The following is a 17,761-nucleotide window of genomic DNA, read 5'->3' as shown; positions in this document are numbered from 1 at the left end:
TGGCAACTGGAACAGCAAGTTTGCCGGATCGGGCGTGGCCGCCTTTCCGGAACGGCACGGACCCAGGTCCGCCTCCACAGGCTCCGTGCCTTATTCGGCCCTAAGCCACCCGGAAATCGATCTGGCGTTTCAGTCGGTCGACCCGTTCCACCTGAACCTCGATCTGTTGCCCGGTTTCGTAGCGCCGGCGTTTCTTCCGACCGATCAGGGCGGTGCCGCCTGCATCGAGACGATAGAGGTCGTCGGTCAGGGTGGAGACATGGACGAGGCCGTAGGCCATCGATTCGGTCAATTCGACGAACATGCCGTGGTTGCGGGTCTCGAGGATGACGGCGGCGAAGCGTGTCCGGCGGGTCTTCTTCAATTCCCGCTCAAAGAACTCAAGCAGCTTGACCTTGACCGATTCGCGCTCCGCCTCGGTGCTGTTCTGCTCGGTCAGGCTGAGGTGTTCGGCCAGGCTGACTGCCTTGGCCGCGGGCAGGGGGACGGAGGAGATCCCGGGCACACGCGGCTGGTTGCGGTGCCTGACCAGGAAATGTCCGAAGACCCGGTGGACGACCAGGTCGCTGTAGCGGCGGATCGGGGAGGTGAAGTGGGTGTAGTCAGTCTTGTTCAGGCCGTAGTGGCCATCTGGAGACGCCCGATAGCAGGCGCGTTTCAGGCTGCGGAGAATCTGGATGCGGAGGAGGTGGCCCTGGGGATGCGTCTTGAGCAGCTTGAGCACGCGGACAATCTCCGATCGGTTGGTCAGGTCGCCGGTCGCGACGTCGAAGGTGGCGAGGAAGTCGCGCAGCTCGTTCAGCTTCTCGGGGTCGGGTTTGTCGTGAACCCGGTAAAGCGCGGGCAGGCGGACGCCCTTAAGGGTGGCCGCGACGGTCTCGTTGGCCAGGAGCATGTACTCCTCGATCAACTGATGGCTTTCGTCGTATTCGACTTTCTCAATCCGGTCGGCGTAGCCGTCGGCATCGACGTAGATCTTCATCTCGGGCATGTCGAGATCGAGACTGCCCCTGTCCATTCTCTGGCGGCGCAGACGGGAGGCGAAGGTCCAAAGTTGACGGACCCACTTCTGGAGATGCTCAAGATCCTTGCGGTCGAGCGTGTTGAGAGCCTGTCCGGTCGAACCGGTCTGGTGGGCGGGGGGCAGAGGGAGTCTGCGGACCTTCCCCAGGTCGTTCTCCGTGATCAGGGCGTAGGCCTGTTTGTAGGTCAGCCGCTTGTTGCTGCGGATGATGCAGTTGGCGAACTCGGTCTTCTGTACTTTTCCATTCCGGGAAAAGGTGATCAGGACCGATTTGACCAGCCGGTCCACCTTTTCGTGAAGGCTGCAGATGCCATTGGAAAGGCTCTCGGGCAGCATCGGGATGACCTTGCCAACCAGGTAGGTCGAATTGCCCCGCCTCTGGCCTTCCCGGTCGATCGCGGTATCGGGCTGCACATAGGCGCTGACATCGGCGATGTGGATACCCACCCGGATGGCTTTGCCGTCGAGATACTCAAGGCTGAGGGCGTCGTCGAAGTCCTTGGCGTCGTCGGGATCGATGGTCAGGGTGGGGACCGAACGCAGGTCGAGCCGGTTCTTGCGCTCTTTCGGCCCGACCTCGGCCGGAATGGTTGCGGCCTCTTCGAGCACCGGATCCGGGAAAGTCGTCTGGAGGTTGAATTTGCGCAGGATGGCCTTGAATTCCGCCGACGGTTCATTCGTTCTGCCCAGTATCTCAATGACTTCGCCTTCGGGATTGACGTGGCGCTGCGCCCATTCGTGGAGTTGCACGACCACCTTGTCGCCCACCTGTGGAGCAGGGGAAAGGGTGGATTCCTTCGGGTCCGGCACGTAGATGTCGTGAATCAACCGGGGATCGTCGGGCGCCACGAAATGGAAGAGCTTCGTCCGCTGGAGGGTTCCGGTCAGAATGGTCTGCCTGCGCTCGAGGATGCGGATGACGCGCCCGCTTCGCTCCCCCGGACCCGGGGCGCCGCCGCTCCTGAACGCCTTCCGGTCGCGTGCCCCGGGGCGGCGGGATTCCAACCGGACCACCACGTGGTCGCCGTGCATGGCGACCGAGGTGTCCTCGGCCTTGATGCTCACCGCAGGGGGCTCAGGCTGTCCGGGTGCCCGGTCGGGAATGACGAGGGCGGCCCCGCTTTGGCGGAACCGGATCCGTCCGGTCACCAGGTCGGCATCCGAGGGCAGGCAATAGCGGTTGCTCTTGATCCGGACGATCTGGCCGGACGCCACCAGGCTTCGAATCTCGAGTTGGAGCTTGCGCCGATCCTGTTTCTTAAGTTGCAGATTTCTCTCCAGGCTCCGATCGTCAAGGGGCACGTAGTCGGCCCGACGCATCAGTTTGAGTATTCGATCCTGTAATTTCATGACTTTGACAGACCTTCCTTTTCGTCAGCAGTGAGGTCGGCAGCCCAAGTGCATTCGATTCGATGAAGATTGTCCATGCAGCAAGTGAGATGTTTCCTTTCGTGAAGACGGGAGGATTGGCGGATTACACCGGTTCACTGACCAAGGCGCTCGCGCGTTTCGGACATGAAGTGGCTGTCTTTATCCCGGGCTACCGGGTGGTCCTCGACCATCCGGAGATGGCCCGGGCGGAGAGCCGGCTGAAGATTCGCCTCGAGATGGGGGACGAATTTGTCTCCGGAGAGGTCATCACCCTGCAGCTGGCCCGGAGGCTGACCCTCTACGTGATTCGTCGCGATGAGTATTTCGACCGGCGGCAACCCTACGGATACGGCGGCCGGGATTACGACGACAATGACCGTCGTTTCACCTACTTTGCCAAGGCAGTGGTCGAGGTGCTGAGAATCATCGATTTCAAGGCCGACGTTCTCCACTGCCACGATTGGCAGACCGGTCTGCTCCCGCTTTTGTTGCGGTTCCAGGAGGGCCGTCAGCGTGAGACCCTCGCGCTGAAAACGATTTTCACCATTCACAATATCGCATTCCAGGGGGTTTTCCCGAATCGTTCCTTCGGCTACACCGGGCTGCCGGCCGAGGTTCTTGCCATCGACGGAATCGAGTTCTATGGCCAGATGAGCATGATGAAGGGGGGGATCCTCTTTGCCGATCAGGTCACCACGGTCAGTCCCAACTACAGCCGGGAGATCTGCACGCCGGAATTCGGCTTCGGTCTCGATGGAGTCATCCGCAGCCGCCAGGCGGATCTGACCGGATTGATCAATGGCGTCGACATGGAGGTCTGGAATCCGGCCACGGACAGGCATCTTCCGGATCAGTACACGGCGGACGATCTTGGGGGCAAGGTCATCTGCCGCGAACACCTGCTGAAGGCGCATGGATTTGATCCTGACTTCAAGGGACCGGTCATTGGAATGGTCTGCCGTCTGTCCGAACAGAAGGGGATCGACCTGGTTCTTGCCTCGATGGACTTCTTTATCGAGAACGACTGCCGCCTGATCATCCTCGGCCGAGGCGAAGAGAAGTATGAGAAGGCTCTTGGCCAACTGGCCGAGAAGCATCCCGACCGGATCTCGGTCAGCCTTGTCCTCGATGAGGAAATGAGCCACCTGGTGGAGGCCGGTTCCGATTTCTTTCTGATGCCTTCCATCTTTGAGCCGTGCGGACTCAACCAGATGTATTCGCAGATCTATGGAACGATTCCCATCGTGACCCGGGTCGGTGGTCTGGTCGACACGGTGGTGGATCTGATGGAGGATTCCCGGAAAGGCACGGGATTGATGTGCGCGCCCAATGCGCCCGATCTGCGTCGAGCCCTGCAGGATGCTTTGGAGCTTTTCGCGGACCGACCCAGGTTTGAGGCCGCCCGTGAGCGCGCCATGAAAGTGGACTTCTCGTGGAAAGTGGCCGCCCGCGCCTACGAGGAACTCTATCGTGAGCTGATTTGACCTTTCCCGGAGTCGCGTTTACAGACGGTCCGGGCGTTGTCCGCCTGACTCATGAACGCCACTCCCACCATTCTCTGGTTGCGCAAGGACCTCCGGCTCGATGACCATCCGGCCCTCAGCTGGGCCCTTGAGCGGGGTGGTCCCGTCCTGCCTGTCTTCATTTCGGATCCCCGTTCGGAAGGCGCCGCCGCGGACGGAGACGCGGCCCGGGCCTGGCTTCACCGCTCCCTGAAGTCGCTCGCCGGGAGGCTGGACGCTCTCGGGGGCAGGCTGATACTGCGGCGGGGGCCGTCCCTCGAAACCCTCCTTTCCCTGGTCCGCGAGACCGGAGCGGATGCCGTGGCCTGGAACCGGCGCTATGAGCCGGATGTCATCGGCAGGGACTCCGCGGTGAAGAAAGCCCTGCTCGCGGCGGGAGTCGAGGTCCGCAGCTTCAACGGTTCTCTCCTCTTTGCGCCCAATCGGGTCGAGAACAAGGCGGGGTTGCCTTTCCGGGTTTTCACGCCTTTCTGGAAGCATTGTCTCGGACAGGCGGTGCGCCCGGCAATCCCTTACAGCCTGGATCGCTGGCCGGCCCATACCGGCACGGTCGATTCGGAACCGCTCGACTCACTCGGTTTGAGGCCCGATGTCAGTTGGGATGCCGGACTCTTCAGGATCTGGGAGCCCGGGGAACCGGCGGCACTCGCGCGCCTCGACCACTTTGCCGGGGAGATCGTCTCCGGGTATGCCACGAACCGCGATCGTCCGGATCTCGACGGCAGTTCCCGGCTCTCCCCTCATTTGCATTGGGGCGAGATCAGTCCCGTCCGGATCTTTCATCGGATCCGGGCCGCCGATGCCGGCAGGGGAGGTGAGGTTTTTCTGAGCGAGATCGGTTGGCGGGAATTCGCCCACCATCTCTTGTTCCATTTTCCGGATACGATCGATCAGCCGCTCCGGCCCGAGTTCCGGTCGTTTCCCTGGGAAACGGATGCCGCGGTGCTTCGGGCCTGGCAGCGGGGGCAGACCGGTTACCCGATCGTGGATGCAGGCATGCGTCAGCTCTGGGCGACCGGCTGGATGCACAATCGTGTCCGCATGGTGGTCGCGTCCTTCCTCGTCAAGCACCTGCTTCAGCCATGGCAGGCGGGAGCCGCCTGGTTCAGGGACACCCTGGTGGATGCGGATCTGGCCAGCAACACCCTGGGTTGGCAATGGACGGCGGGGTGCGGCGCGGATGCCGCCCCGTATTTCCGCGTCTTCAACCCGATGCTGCAGGGGGATCGTTTCGACCCGGAGGGCGCCTACGTCCGGAAGTGGGTTCCTGAGTTGGCCCGGCTGCCCTCAGTCTGGATTCAACGCCCCTGGGAGGCACCGGCTGCCGTCCTTCAGGAGGCGGGGCTTGAACTGGGTCACGATTATCCCGCTCCGCTTGTCGATCATGCCGCGGCCCGCAACCGCGCACTTGCCGCCTATGAACGGATCCGCCAGAAGGGATGAGAGTGACTCCGGCGGGGTGACGGTCTTTGAGCGGGAGCTCCTGTTGGAGGCCCCTCCGGAGACGGTCTATGCCTGGCACGCACGGCCGGGGGCTTTCGGGCGCCTTTCACCTCCCTGGGAACGGGTTGAGTTGGTCCGGCACACCGGAGAAGTGGAGGATGGAGCGAGGGTGCGGCTCCGTCTGTCGGTGGCGGGGATGCCGGTTTATTGGGATCTTGAGCACACGGACCATCAGGCGGGTCGGCAGTTCTGTGACCGCCAGGTGAGGGGTCCCTTTCGTTCGTGGCATCACCTGCATCGGTTTGAGCCGGTCGGACCGGATCGGACTCTCCTGCGGGACCGCCTTACAATCGGACTGCCATTCGGCGCCCTCGGCCGACTCCTGGGCGGCGGTTTTCTGCGTCGGCAGCTGGAAAGGCTCTTCCAATACCGGCACGAGGTGACAGCTTCAGACCTGAGACTGATGGTGCAACGCGACAAGGAGCAGAAACCGCCTATGAATATCCTCGTGACGGGAGCCTCCGGGCTGATCGGCGAAACCCTCGTTCCTTTTCTGACGACCCAGGGACATCGGGTCGTCACCCTCGGGAGAAATCCGGATCCCGGAGATTCGAACGCCTTCCAATGGGATCCGGACAAAGGGGAACTGGATGACCGGGCGTTTGAAGGAGTCGAGGCGGTCATCCATCTGGCGGGCGCCAACCTCGCGGCGGGACGATGGTCCTCTGCGCGGAAAAAGGCGATTCTGGAAAGCCGGGTGAAGGGCACCCGGTTGCTGGTTGAGCGGATTGCGCGGGCGGGGGGGCAGGTGCGCAGCCTGGTCTCGTCCTCGGCCATCGGCTATTACGGCGATACCGGGGAGACCCCGGCCGATGAGTCGTCGCCGAACGGGCGGGGCTTTCTGGCCGAGGTCTGCCGCTGTTGGGAGGAGGAGGCGATGAAGATCAGGGGTTCCGGTGTCCGCCTGGTCCTGATGCGCACCGGGGTTGTCCTGACTCCGAAGGGAGGCGCGCTTGGGGCGATACTGCCGGTCTTCCGGAAGGGAGCGGGCGGACCCGTGGGTGGAGGCCGGCAGTGGATGAGCTGGATTTCGGTCGATGACCTGGCGGCCGCCTTCCTCCATGCTCTGGAGACCGAATCCCTGTCCGGACCCTGCAACGGGGTGGCCCCTGAACCGGTCCGGAATGCCGACCTGGCAGAGATACTCGGCCGTCTCCTGCACCGCCCGGCGGTGGTGCCGGTTCCCTCGATGGCCCTGCGCCTCCTGTTTGGTCAGATGGCGGATGAGACGCTTCTGGCCAGTTGCCGGGTTCTGCCGGGGGCTCTTGAAAAGGCCGGGTTCACTTTCCGTCACCCGAATCTGGACGCCGCCCTCCGTCATGTTCTCGGTCTGGCGGAAGGGAGCCCTTCATGATCGGGCTGCTGGATTGCCTGATCGTGGGCGCGGGGATCAGCGGCCTCCTCGCGGCCCGGAAACTGACAGAGTCGGGTCTTCGGGTTCAGGTCCTGGAAAAGAGCCGGGGTATCGGCGGGCGAATGGCGACCCGTCGACAGGAGGGTGAGGTTTTTGACCACGGAGCTCAGTTTTTCACGGCTCGTGATCCGGTCTTTCAGTCATTGGTCAAAGAATGGGCGGAGGCCGGCGTGGCGGCTTTGTGGTTTGAAGGGGCGGATGAAAACCGGCATCCCCGCTTTCGCGGCGTGCCGGGAATGACGGCGGTGGGAAAACACGTCGCTGACGGGATCTCGGTCGAACGCTCGGTCCGGGTGGTTTCGGCGGGCCGGGCCGGCGGGGAGTGGACGCTTCGATGTGATACCGGGCGAACGTGGAGGGCGCGTTCGGTACTCTTCTCGTCTCCGGTTCCCCAATCCCTGCAGATTCTCGAGGCCGGTGGGGCGGAATTGGCGCCGACGCTTGCGACCGGTCTGGCCGCGATCCGCTACGACCCCTGTCTGGCCCTGATGGTTGCCTTGGACGAAGGGAATTGTCGGCTGGAAGCTCCGGGATGGGTCCGTCCCGTTTCAGGACCCATCTCCTGGGTGGCGGACAATCGATTGAAAGGCGTATCCACCTCCGGTCGGCCCGCCCTGACCATCCATGCCGAACCGGATTTCAGTCGCCGTCACTACCGAAGCGATGAGTCCGTGGTTGTCGCGCATCTGCTGGACGCGGCCCGTGACTGGATGGAAGGCCCGCCGGTCTTCAGCCGTATGCACCGCTGGCGATTCAGTCAGGTGGCCCAGGGTCATCCGGACCGGTTCGCACTTGATGAGGACCGGCGGCTGGCTTTCTGCGGCGACGCTTTCGGGGAGCCGCGGGTCGAGGGTGCCGCTCTTTCCGGACTGGCGGCGGCCGGGGCGGTCGAAGGATGCCTCCGTTAACCCTTCACGATAATTTCTAGCCAATTCCGGCGAAACCGTATTCGTTGCTTGAATGCCCGAAGTCGTGGTGATTGGCGGGGGATTGTCCGGCCTGGTTTGTGGTCTCCGGTTGCAGGAGAGCGGGATCGATGTCGAGGTGCTTGAGGCCTCGGACGCGGTCGGGGGTCGGGTACGTACGGATCGGGTCGACGGTTTTCAGCTGGATCGTGGTTTTCAGGTCCTCCTCGACAGTTATCCTCAGGCAAAGCATTGGCTGGATTTTGAGGCACTCGGTCTGCGCCGTTTTCTTCCCGGCTGCCTCATTTTCCGCGAGGGTCGGTTCTTTCGCCTTGAGGATCCGTTTCGCAATTTGAGCCGGGTCGGCGCAAGCCTCATGTCGCCTGTTGGCAGCCTGGGCGACAAACTCAGGGTGGCACGGCTCCGGGCCCGGGTGACCTGGTCAAGCCTCGATTCCGTTCTTGCCCGGCCGGAAATGACAACCCGGGAGTCACTCGAGGGCGAGGGTTTTACAAAATCGATGATCGAGAGCTTCTTTGGACCCTTCCTCAGGGGGATCTTTCTCGATCCCGACCTGCTCACCTCGAGCCGCATTTTCCACTGGGTTTTTCGTTTGTTTTCCACCGGTCAGGCCAGCCTCCCGGTCGGCGGGATGCAGGCGATTCCCGAGCAGTTGGCCGCAAAAATCCATCCGGACAAACTCCGCCTCAAGACGCGGGTAATCGGCATTGAGAAGGGACTGGTCCGACTTGAAGGCGGGAAGCACATCCAGGCCCGATTCATCGTCGTGGCGACCGACCCGTCGACGGCCGCCCGATTGCTCGGACAGCCCGACCTCACGATCTACAACAGTGTGACCACCTTCTATTATTCGGTGGAGGGACGTCCGGTCCGGGAACCGGTCCTCGTGCTCAACGGTGAAGGGAAGGGGATGATCAATCATCTTTGTGCGCCGACTGAAGTCGCGGCGGAATACGGCCCGACCGGCCGAAGCCTGCTGTGTCTCAATTCGCTCGGCGTGGACGACCGGTCCGATCGTCGACTGGATGAAGCTGTCCGGGAGCAGATGGTCGGATGGTTCGGCATGGCCGTGGCCGATTGGAAACTCCTGAGAATCGATCGGATTCCCTGCGCGCTGCCTTCCCAGCGCCCGCCCGCCCTGAGCGGCGCCCGCAAGCCGCTCCGGGTGGCCGACGGGCTCTACCAGTGCGGAGACCACACCCGGTTTGCCTCGATCGACGGTGCCATGGAGTCCGGGAGCCGGGTGGCGGAGGAGATCTTTGCGGCCATCCATGCCTGAATTTCAGGGATTCCTTCGGGTTATCTTGACTAAGTTAATGCAAGAACCTTAGATACTTCACAAATGGCAAACACCCATCCTAATATTCTCGCGGCAGTGGGTCGCACTCCGCTCATCAAATTGAACCGGATCGCATCGGGCATCGACGCCAACATTTACGTCAAGTGCGAGTTCTTCAACCCGCTGGCCAGCGTTAAGGATCGCATCGGTGTCGCCATGATTGAAGCGGCGGAGAAGGACGGGCGGCTCAAGCCGGGCGGGGTTGTCATCGAGCCGACTTCGGGCAATACCGGCATCGCCCTGGCCTTTGTCTGCGCGGCCAAAGGCTACCGATGCATCCTGACCATGCCGGAGACCATGTCGATGGAACGCAGGGTGCTACTCCGGCTTCTCGGAGCCGAGATCACGCTGACTCCGGGTGCAGAAGGAATGAACGGGGCGATTCGTCGGGCGGCCGAGTTGGTTGTCGATCACGGCGGCGGTGCGTTCATGCCGAACCAATTTGAGAATCCGGCGAATCCCGCGGTTCATCGCCGGACCACGGCTGAGGAGATCTGGGAGGATACCGACGGAAAGATCGATGTCTTCGTCGCCGGGGTAGGGACCGGCGGAACCATCACTGGGGTTTCCGAGGTGATCAAGGGACGGCGGAGCCTCCACACGGTGGCGGTCGAGCCCGAAGCCAGTCCGGTCATTTCCGGTGGAAAGTCGGGGCCCCACAAGATCCAGGGCATCGGCGCCGGATTCATCCCGAAGAACCTGAACACCGCGATCATCGACGAAGTGTTCAAGGTTTCCAATGATGATGCGTTCGTCACCGCCCAGCAGGTGTCGCTGACCGATGGCCTGGCGGTGGGCATTTCCTCCGGTGCGACGATCCGGGCCGCCCTGGAAATCGGGAAGCGACCTGAGATGGCCGGCAAGACTATCGTGGTGATCGCGGCCAGCCCGAGCGAGCGATACCTGAGCACCCCCCTGGCCGAAAAGGCCCGTCAGGAAGTCGCGTCCTGATCGCCCGTGGCGTGCTTCCGGGGTGTGCGTTGCGCCCGGGAACAGCCTCTGAGCGACCGTTGATTTCGAAGAACCGGCCGCGTGATCCCCATTTGGGAATTGCGCGGCCGGTCTTTTTGAATCTTGTTGGTTGGTTTAAGCTCTACCGAGACCGTGATGGGAAAGACATTATTTGAGAAAGTGTGGGACACCCACGAAGTGCGAAGGCTGTCGAACGGCCAGACGCAGTTGTTGATCGACACCCACCTGATTCATGAGGTGACGAGTCCGCAGGCCTTCGGCATGCTGCGGGACCTGGGGCTCAAGGTGGCGTTTCCGCATCGGACCTTTGCCACGGTCGACCATATCGTGCCGACCGACCAGCGGACGGAGCCCTTTGCCGATCCATTGGCCGACGCCATGATCAAGGAACTCAAACGCAATTGCGATGAGTTCAACATCACCTATTTCGACATCGCCTCCGGCCGCCAGGGCATCGTCCACGTGGTGGGTCCCGAGCAGGGCATCACCCAGCCGGGCACCACGATTGCCTGCGGGGATTCCCATACCTCGACTCACGGGGCGTTCGGCGCGGTCGCCTTCGGTATCGGGACGACCCAGATCCGCGACGTCCTGGCCACCCAGACGATGGCTCTCGGACGCCTGAAAGTCCGCCGCATCAACGTCGATGGTCAGCTGCCTCCCGGGGTTTATGCCAAGGACGTCATCCTGCACATCATCCGGCTGCTCGGCGTGAACGGCGGGACCGGGTTTGCCTACGAGTACGGCGGCGAAGTCTTCGACCATTTCTCGATGGAGGAGCGGATGACGGTCTGCAATATGTCGATCGAGGGCGGCGCGCGTGCGGGCTACGTCAATCCCGACGAGACCACCTTTGCCTTTCTCAAGGGCCGGCCCTACAGCCCGAAGGGCGCCGCCTGGGAAGAGTCGGTCGCCCGTTGGAAGTCCTATGCCAGTGATCCGGATTGTGAATACGACGATGTCGTCTCGATCCGCGCGGAGGATATTCCGCCGACCGTTACCTGGGGGATCAATCCCGGCCAGGCCATCTCGATCGACGAATGCGTTCCGACGGTCGAAGGGACCGTTGCGGAGGAAAAGGAACTGGTGGGCGAGGCCCTCGAATACATGAAACTGGTCCCGGGTTCGGCGATCAAGGGCACCCGCATTGATGTCGCCTTTGTCGGCAGTTGCACCAACGGGCGTCTTTCGGATTTTGTTGAGACCGCCCGATTCCTCAAGGGCAGGCAGGTGGCTCCGGGAATCAAGGCGATCGCGGTTCCCGGTTCCCAGGCGGTCAACGCCATCTGCCGGGAGATGGGAATCGACAAGGTATTCCGCGAGGCCGGATTCGACTGGCGCGACGCCGGTTGTTCGATGTGTCTGGCCATGAATCCGGACAAGCTGGTCGGGGATCAGCTCTGCGCGAGTTCGAGCAATCGGAATTTCAAGGGCCGTCAGGGCAGTCCGACCGGTCGGACCGTTCTGATGAGTCCGGTCATGGTCGCGGCGGCGGCGGTCAAAGGTGAAATCAGCGATGCCCGGGAGGTTTTCGGGGTTCGCGAATTGGCGGAGGCATAGTCAGATGGCATTGCAGGCAATCAAAAGAATAAGTGGACGGGGCGTTCGTGTTCCCGGCGACGCGATCGATACCGACCGGATTATCCCGGCCCGATTCATGAAGTGCGTGACCTTCGACGGTCTCGGCGAGTACCTCTTCTACGACGTCCGCAAGAATGCCGACGGATCGGATCGACCCCATCCCTTGAACGATCCTCGTTACAAGGGCGCCACCATCCTCCTCTCCGGTTCCAATTTCGGTTGCGGGAGTTCCCGGGAGCACGCACCCCAGGCTCTTTATCGTTACGGTTTCCGGGGGATTATCGCCGAGAGTTTCGCCGAGATCTTCTTCGGCAATTGCACGACCCTGGGCATTCCCTGCTTCAGCCTGCCCAAGGCCGCCATTGAAGAACTGGCCCGTGCCGTCGAGCAGAATCCGGAGCTCGAGATCGTGCTCGATGTGGAGGCATCCGAAGTGCGCTATGGAGACGTTCGCCGACCGGCTGAGATCCGGAACTCGGCGCAGAGCGCCCTGGTTTCCGGCCGGTGGGATCCGATCGGAGACCTCCTTGACGGACTCGACGATGTGCGTGCGGTCGCCGGGAAACTGCCCTATATGGCTGCTTGAGGTCCGGACCGGATCCCGCAGGGAACATCCCCGGATTCTTCATGACCTACCGGAGTGGTCCAGCCTTCGAATCTGACTCTCACCAACAACGTCTGCCATGGTCGAAATTCTCCGGGGTGCCGGTATCTTTGTTTATCCGTTGGGTCTTTGTTCCCTTGTCGGGCTGTTCATCATCTTTGAGCGGCTCTATGCATTGAGGCGCCAGGCGGTCCTCCCGAACGGTCTGGTCGATGCCATCATTCAGGGGAAACCCGCCAAAGGGGGGGACGATTCCGTCCTCGCGCGGATCCTTTCCTTCGCCGAAGTCCACCTGCACGATGAGGGTGCGGTTCTTGCCTTCGGTCGGCTCGAGGTCAATCGCATGGAGCGGGGATTCGTCTTCCTGGAGATCATCATCGGTGCCGCACCGCTGATTGGATTGCTCGGCACGGTCACCGGCCTGGTCAAGGTCTTCAGCACCATTTCACCCGAGACCGGTCTCCCGGATCAGGCGGCCTTCACCCAGGGAATCGCCCTCGCCCTCACCACCACGGTCCTGGGTCTCGCCATCGCCATCCCCTGCCTGGTCGGCAGCGGCTACCTTCAGCGGAAAGTGGAAACTTATGCGGTGCAGCTGGAGTCTCTGCTCCAGCGGATTGACGCCCGCGCCACCGAATCCAAGTGAGCACACTGCTGGCCCGCCGCCGGCGAAAGGCGGACATCAATATCGTCCCGCTCATCGACGTCCTGACCGTCCTGATCTTCTTCTTCCTGGTCTCGATGCAGTTCCGGGAACAGCTGACTTTGAACCTGACCCTGCCCCAGGTTGAGACGGCCGGCCGCAACGAATTCGCCAGTCCGGTCATCATCGGCATCGATCGCGACGGGATCGTTTTCTTCAACGGCACGGTGGCCGACGAGAAGCAACTCGAGGCGCTGGTCAAGGTGATCAGCAGCCAATCGACCGATGTGACCGTCCTGATCAAGGCCCATGAGGAAACCCCCTTGAACAAGGTGACCCAGGTCATGGACACCTGTCGCCGATCGGGCCTGAACAAGATCCGCCTCCAGTCGCGGTAGGGCGATTGCCGCAGTTGGCGGTTCCTTCCGTGCGGGGGCGCACCTCGAGTGCGCCTCTGGAGCATCGGGATCGAATTGGGATCGATCGCCCGCCATCCGGCCGGTCGGTCCGCGTTGCCAAAGCCCCTCAGCCCCCGTTCGAATCAATGACCAGGGTGACCGGTCCGTCGTTGCAGAGGGCGATCTCCATCCGGGCTCCGAAGACCCCCGTCGCGACCGTTCTGCCCAGCAGACTTTCCAGTTCGCGTACACACCTCTCGTAGAGCGGGATGGCCGTCTCCGGCCGGGCCGCATCATTGAAGGAGGGACGGTTCCCTTTCCGGTGATTGGCCAGCAAAGTGAACTGGCTGACCACTAGGGCCTCTCCCCCGGTGTCGAGGAGCGAGCGATTCATGATGCCCTCGGCATCCTCAAAGATGCGCAGGCGGGCCAGCTTTCCCGCCATCCAGACGGCCAGGGTTTCGTCGTCGTCGCGATGGATCCCAAGCAGCACCAGCAGACCCGGTCCGGTCGCGGCGTGCACCTGGTTCCCGATCGTGACCGATGCATGGCTGACCCTCTGGACAACGGCGCGCATCGCGCTGGTGGTGGTCAGTCTTCGAGGCTCAGTTCGATCTCCTCGTCGGCATCGTAATCAATGCCGGGAAGACCGAATCCGAAGAGCTTGAGGAATTCCTTTCGATACCCTGCGATATCGGTCAATTCCTCAAGGTTCTCCGTGGTGACCTCGGGCCAGATCCGCGCGACCGCCTCCTGCACCTCGGGCCTCATCTCGAGGTCGTCGATCCGGATGCGTCCGTCACCGTCGAGCGGGGGAACCGAACCGTTGAAAAGGCGGGTCCGGAAAAGGCGGTCGATCTGTTCGATACAACCCTCATGGGTCCCCATTTCCTTCATGATCTTGTAGAGGATCGAGATATAGAGGGGGACGACGGGGATGGCGGAGCTGGCCTGGCTGACCAGGGCCTTGTTGACCGAGATGAAGGCGCGGCCACCGCTCACGGCCAGTCGGTCGTGTATCCGCCGGCAGGCGGCGCGGAGGTCTCTCTTGGCGGTCCCGATGGTGCCGTTGGTGTAGATGGGCCAGGTCACTTCGGGCCCCACGTAGTCGTAGGCGATGGTGGTGGTTCCAGGTGCGAGCACGCCAGCCGCCTGGAGGGCGTCGATCCACATCTCCCAGTCCTCGCCGCCCATCACGGCGATGGTGTCTTCGACTTCCTCGACAGTCGCCGGTTCGATCGTCGTCTCGCTGATGACGCCGCTGTCGGTATCCACGGTCTTGCCGGTGAATGATTTTCCGATCGGCTTGATCGTGCTCTTGTGGATCACTCCGGTCCGGGGATGGGTCCGCCGGGGCGACGCCAGCGAATAGACCACCATGTCCACCGTTTTGAGGTTCTTCCGGATGACCTCGATCGTCTCCGCCTTGATTTCGTCGGAAAAGGCGTCGCCGTTTATGCTCTTGGCGAAAAGGCCTTCCTTGCGGGCCAGCTTGTCCAGAGCGATCGAGTTGTAGTAGCCGGTCGTTGCCGGGCGTCCGTTGCCGGCCGGCCGTTCAAAGAAGACACCCACGGTGTCCGCCCCGCAGCCGAAGGCCGAGACGATCCTCGTGGCCAACCCGAATCCCGTCGAGGCGCCGATCACGAGCACCCGTTTGGGACCGTCGTTGATCTTTCCCTGGCGGCGCACGTAGTCGATCTGTTCCTTGACGTGTGTCTCGCAGCCGGTCGGATGAGCGGTGACACAGACGAAGCCACGCACTTTGGGTCGGATGATCATGGCAGGACTCTGTTTGTGCCACCTATCGGGGTCGAGAAAAAGATTCAGGGGAATCGATTACTGGAAAACCAGCAGTCCGATCAGGCCGAGCAGGAGGAGAATCGCCAGAATGGAGAGGAATTTCTGCTCCTGGCGCGTCAGCTTGAACAACATCTTTAGGGCAATTTGCAGAAAAATCAGTTACGGATTGGTTACTGGACCGGCATTGCGCCGGTTGCGGATTGTGGAATAGAACACGACCGCAAACATCCCAAGACAATGATGCAAAAACTTCTCTTGAGCCTGATTCTGGGGCTGGTTCCCTTCCTGGCAGAGGCGTCCGGGCCGGTCAAGACCGACCATGTGACGGCTGAGCTCGTCGCCGAATCCACCTCCATCCAGCCTGGTCTGCCCTTCTGGGTCGGGGTTCGCCTCGAGATGATCGATCACTGGCATACCTATTGGACGAATCCCGGCGATGCCGGTCTGGGGACCAGCCTGACCTGGACTCTTCCCGAGGGATTCACGGCCGGGCCAATCATCTGGCCGACCCCGCAGCGCATCCCGCTTGAACCGCTGGTCAGCTACGGTTACGAGGGAGAGGTTCTTCTCATGGTGAGAATCGATCCTCCACCAACCCTGCCGAGGGTCGAGTCGGTCGATTTGAAGGTGCGGGCGGATTGGCTCGCCTGCCACGATGTCTGCATTCCCGGCGGAGCCGACCTTTCCCTTGTCCTGCCCGTCACCTCCGGCCCGCCGACAGCGGATCCGGCTTGGGAGGGTCTCTTTGCGCAAACCCGCGAGTCCCTCCCGCTGGAAGGGGTGGGTTGGCCGGTTGCGCTCAGCCCGGAGGGCGACGACCTCAGGCTTGAGGTCATGCTTCCTGAAGGGGCAGAGGTGGATCCTTCGGGTGTATTCTTCTTCAATGCCACGGATTCGGTCATAGAGCCCGCCGCGCCCCAGGTCGTCACTTTCAAGGACGGGAGGCTCTCGCTTCTATTGAAGCCGGCGGTTTACGCTGCCGGTCCGGTCAACGCGGTGGACGGTGTCCTCTTCGCGTCCGGTGGCTTTGGTGCCGTCATCCCCGGTCAGGCCGTGGCGATCGCAGCCTCGATTGAAGGCCCGGCTGATGCGATCCCCCTTCCGGTCGCTTCAGTCGCCTACGAGGACCTTTCCGGCAAGAAACGTATCAGTCTGCCCGTGGCGGTGGCTGCCGCGCTGCTTGGTGGACTGATCCTCAATCTGATGCCCTGCGTTTTTCCGGTTCTCTCGATCAAGATTCTCTCTTTTGTGCAGCAGGCAGGGGAGGATCGCAGCCGAATCCTCCGTCACGGACTTGTCTTCGCCCTCGGCGTTCTCGTCAGTTTCTGGGTCCTCGCCGGGCTGCTCATCGCCCTTCGGGCGGGAGGCCAGCAATTGGGCTGGGGTTATCAGCTGCAGTCGCCCTTGTTCATTATTGCCATCGCCGCCGTCCTTTTCCTGCTTTCGCTCAGTCTGCTCGGGGTCTTCGAGATCGGCGGATCGTTGATCGGAGTGGGGGCCAGTGCCCGGACCAGCGGCTACGCCGGCTCATTCATGACCGGTGTGCTTGCGACCATCGTGGCGACGCCCTGCACCGCTCCTTTCATGGGTTCCGCGTTGGCCTTCGCTTTGACCGAGCCGGCCGTTGTTTCCCTGACGGTGTTCACCGCGCTCGGCTTGGGCATGGCTGGACCTTATGTCATCCTGTCCGCGGTTCCGGCCCTGCTTCGTTTTCTCCCGCGCCCGGGAGCGTGGATGGAGACCTTCAAGCAATTGATGGCCTTTCCTCTCCTGGCCACGGTCATCTGGCTGGCCTGGGTCCTCGGTCTGCAGGTTGGGATGGACGGGATCGCCCGGTTTCTCTTCGGACTGCTGGCCATCGCCATCGCGGCCTGGATTTACGGTCGCTGGAATACCCTGGTCCGTTCCACCCCGGTCCGGCTGGCGGCCCGGTTCTCGGCTTTGGTCTTCCTCGTTGCCGGTCTCTATGTCGCATCGACCGGGACACGCATGGCGGCGGGTTCGGCGATCCCGACCTCACAGGCGGCCCCCGGTGAAATCACCTGGCTGCCCTATGATGCGCAGCAGCTCGAGGAATTGAAAAACGGACCCGATCCGGTCTTCCTCGATTTCACAGCGGCCTGGTGCCTGACCTGCAAGGCCAATGAGCTCGTCGTTTTCCGGTCGGATGAGGTCAAGAAAGTCTTCCGGGAGAAGGGGATCGTCGGAATGAAAGGGGACTGGACGACGCGCAATCCCGAAATCACCCGGGCCCTGGCCCAGTTCGGACGCACCGGAGTTCCCCTCTATGTCTATTTTGCCGGCGACGGCGCCGCCCCGGTCCTGTTGCCGGAGATCCTCAATCCCGGAATCGTCCTCGATGTGATCCGAGGCGGCAACTAGAGTCCGGCCCGAATGGCCCCGATTTCGGGAGATCCGGATTCGGGGATGGCCACGGGGTCATTGTGTATACCGAGAGTGCTGAGTGACGCGTCCTGTTCGGGTTTTTCTCTCACGGAGACATAGCTGCCGATTTTCTTGGTCGCCGCGGAAGAGTTGAGGTCCCTGATTTATCCTCTGTGCCCCCGTGCCTCTGTGAGAATCACTCTTTGTGGGATTTTCTCTCACGGAGACACAGAGGCACCGAGGGTATCGTTGAGGCTTTTTTCGAGGGTTCGGGTGCT

Annotated in this window: 14 protein-coding genes; 11 read left to right on the top strand and 3 right to left on the bottom strand. The window is 62.1% G+C overall.

Going from position 1 to position 17,761, the window contains the following annotated elements:
- Positions 1 to 100: 100 nt before the first annotated feature.
- Entirely contained in the window at positions 101 to 2,374 is a 2,274-nt protein-coding gene (locus R3F07_07205; protein ID MEZ5276148.1) for an RNB domain-containing ribonuclease, read from the bottom strand.
- Between the two features lie 62 nt (positions 2,375 to 2,436).
- Between R3F07_07205 and glgA the strand changes: the two genes are divergently transcribed.
- From glgA to R3F07_07155, 10 genes are all read left to right on the top strand, one after another.
- Complete coding sequence (gene glgA / locus R3F07_07200) at positions 2,437 to 3,879, top strand: glycogen synthase GlgA (GenBank protein MEZ5276147.1); 1,443 nt, start codon at positions 2,437 to 2,439, stop codon at positions 3,877 to 3,879.
- A gap of 51 nt (positions 3,880 to 3,930) precedes the next feature.
- Entirely contained in the window at positions 3,931 to 5,361 is a 1,431-nt protein-coding gene (locus tag R3F07_07195) for a deoxyribodipyrimidine photo-lyase (GenBank protein ID MEZ5276146.1), read from the top strand.
- The gene (locus tag R3F07_07190) at positions 5,336 to 6,775 is read left to right on the top strand and encodes a TIGR01777 family oxidoreductase (protein MEZ5276145.1); all 1,440 of its coding nucleotides are present in this window, start codon (positions 5,336 to 5,338) and stop codon (positions 6,773 to 6,775) included. The genes R3F07_07195 and R3F07_07190 overlap by 26 nt, the downstream gene beginning before the upstream one ends.
- Positions 6,772 to 7,743, top strand: a complete 972-nt coding sequence (locus tag R3F07_07185; GenBank protein MEZ5276144.1) for an FAD-dependent oxidoreductase — start codon at positions 6,772 to 6,774, stop codon at positions 7,741 to 7,743. The genes R3F07_07190 and R3F07_07185 overlap by 4 nt, the downstream gene beginning before the upstream one ends.
- Positions 7,744 to 7,795: 52 nt before the next feature.
- Positions 7,796 to 9,040, top strand: a complete 1,245-nt coding sequence (locus R3F07_07180; GenBank protein MEZ5276143.1) for an NAD(P)/FAD-dependent oxidoreductase — start codon at positions 7,796 to 7,798, stop codon at positions 9,038 to 9,040.
- Positions 9,041 to 9,103: 63 nt separating this feature from the next.
- A complete protein-coding gene (gene cysK / locus R3F07_07175; protein MEZ5276142.1) occupies positions 9,104 to 10,051 on the top strand; it encodes a cysteine synthase A in 948 nt (315 codons plus the stop codon).
- Between the two features lie 156 nt (positions 10,052 to 10,207).
- On the top strand, positions 10,208 to 11,632 hold the full coding sequence (gene leuC / locus R3F07_07170; protein ID MEZ5276141.1) for a 3-isopropylmalate dehydratase large subunit: 1,425 nt from the start codon (positions 10,208 to 10,210) through the stop codon (positions 11,630 to 11,632).
- Complete coding sequence (leuD, locus tag R3F07_07165) at positions 11,589 to 12,239, top strand: 3-isopropylmalate dehydratase small subunit (GenBank protein ID MEZ5276140.1); 651 nt, start codon at positions 11,589 to 11,591, stop codon at positions 12,237 to 12,239. Before leuC ends, leuD begins: the two co-directional genes overlap by 44 nt.
- A gap of 97 nt (positions 12,240 to 12,336) precedes the next feature.
- On the top strand, positions 12,337 to 12,903 hold the full coding sequence (locus R3F07_07160; protein ID MEZ5276139.1) for a MotA/TolQ/ExbB proton channel family protein: 567 nt from the start codon (positions 12,337 to 12,339) through the stop codon (positions 12,901 to 12,903).
- On the top strand, positions 12,900 to 13,298 hold the full coding sequence (locus R3F07_07155; protein ID MEZ5276138.1) for a biopolymer transporter ExbD: 399 nt from the start codon (positions 12,900 to 12,902) through the stop codon (positions 13,296 to 13,298). Before R3F07_07160 ends, R3F07_07155 begins: the two co-directional genes overlap by 4 nt.
- 127 nt (positions 13,299 to 13,425) lie before the next feature.
- On the opposite strand, the gene dtd is transcribed toward R3F07_07155, so the two are convergent.
- Together dtd and R3F07_07145 are read right to left on the bottom strand one after the other, a co-directional pair.
- A complete protein-coding gene (dtd, locus tag R3F07_07150) occupies positions 13,426 to 13,875 on the bottom strand; it encodes a D-aminoacyl-tRNA deacylase (GenBank protein ID MEZ5276137.1) in 450 nt (149 codons plus the stop codon).
- Between the two features lie 14 nt (positions 13,876 to 13,889).
- The gene (locus R3F07_07145) at positions 13,890 to 15,077 is read right to left on the bottom strand and encodes a trans-2-enoyl-CoA reductase family protein (protein MEZ5276136.1); all 1,188 of its coding nucleotides are present in this window, start codon (positions 15,075 to 15,077) and stop codon (positions 13,890 to 13,892) included.
- Between the two features lie 258 nt (positions 15,078 to 15,335).
- On the opposite strand from R3F07_07145, the gene R3F07_07140 reads away from it, so the two are divergent.
- Positions 15,336 to 17,480 carry a protein-disulfide reductase DsbD family protein gene (locus R3F07_07140; GenBank protein MEZ5276135.1) on the top strand — a complete coding sequence of 715 codons (2,145 nt, stop codon included), beginning with the start codon at positions 15,336 to 15,338 and terminating at the stop codon, positions 17,478 to 17,480.
- Positions 17,481 to 17,761: the final 281 nt, after the last annotated feature.

The organism is Opitutaceae bacterium, from assembly GCA_041395105.1.
Lineage (GTDB): Bacteria > Verrucomicrobiota > Verrucomicrobiia > Opitutales > Opitutaceae > B12-G4.
The sequence above is the reverse complement of the archived record's forward strand: the minus strand, read 5'-3'. Positions and strand labels throughout refer to the sequence as shown.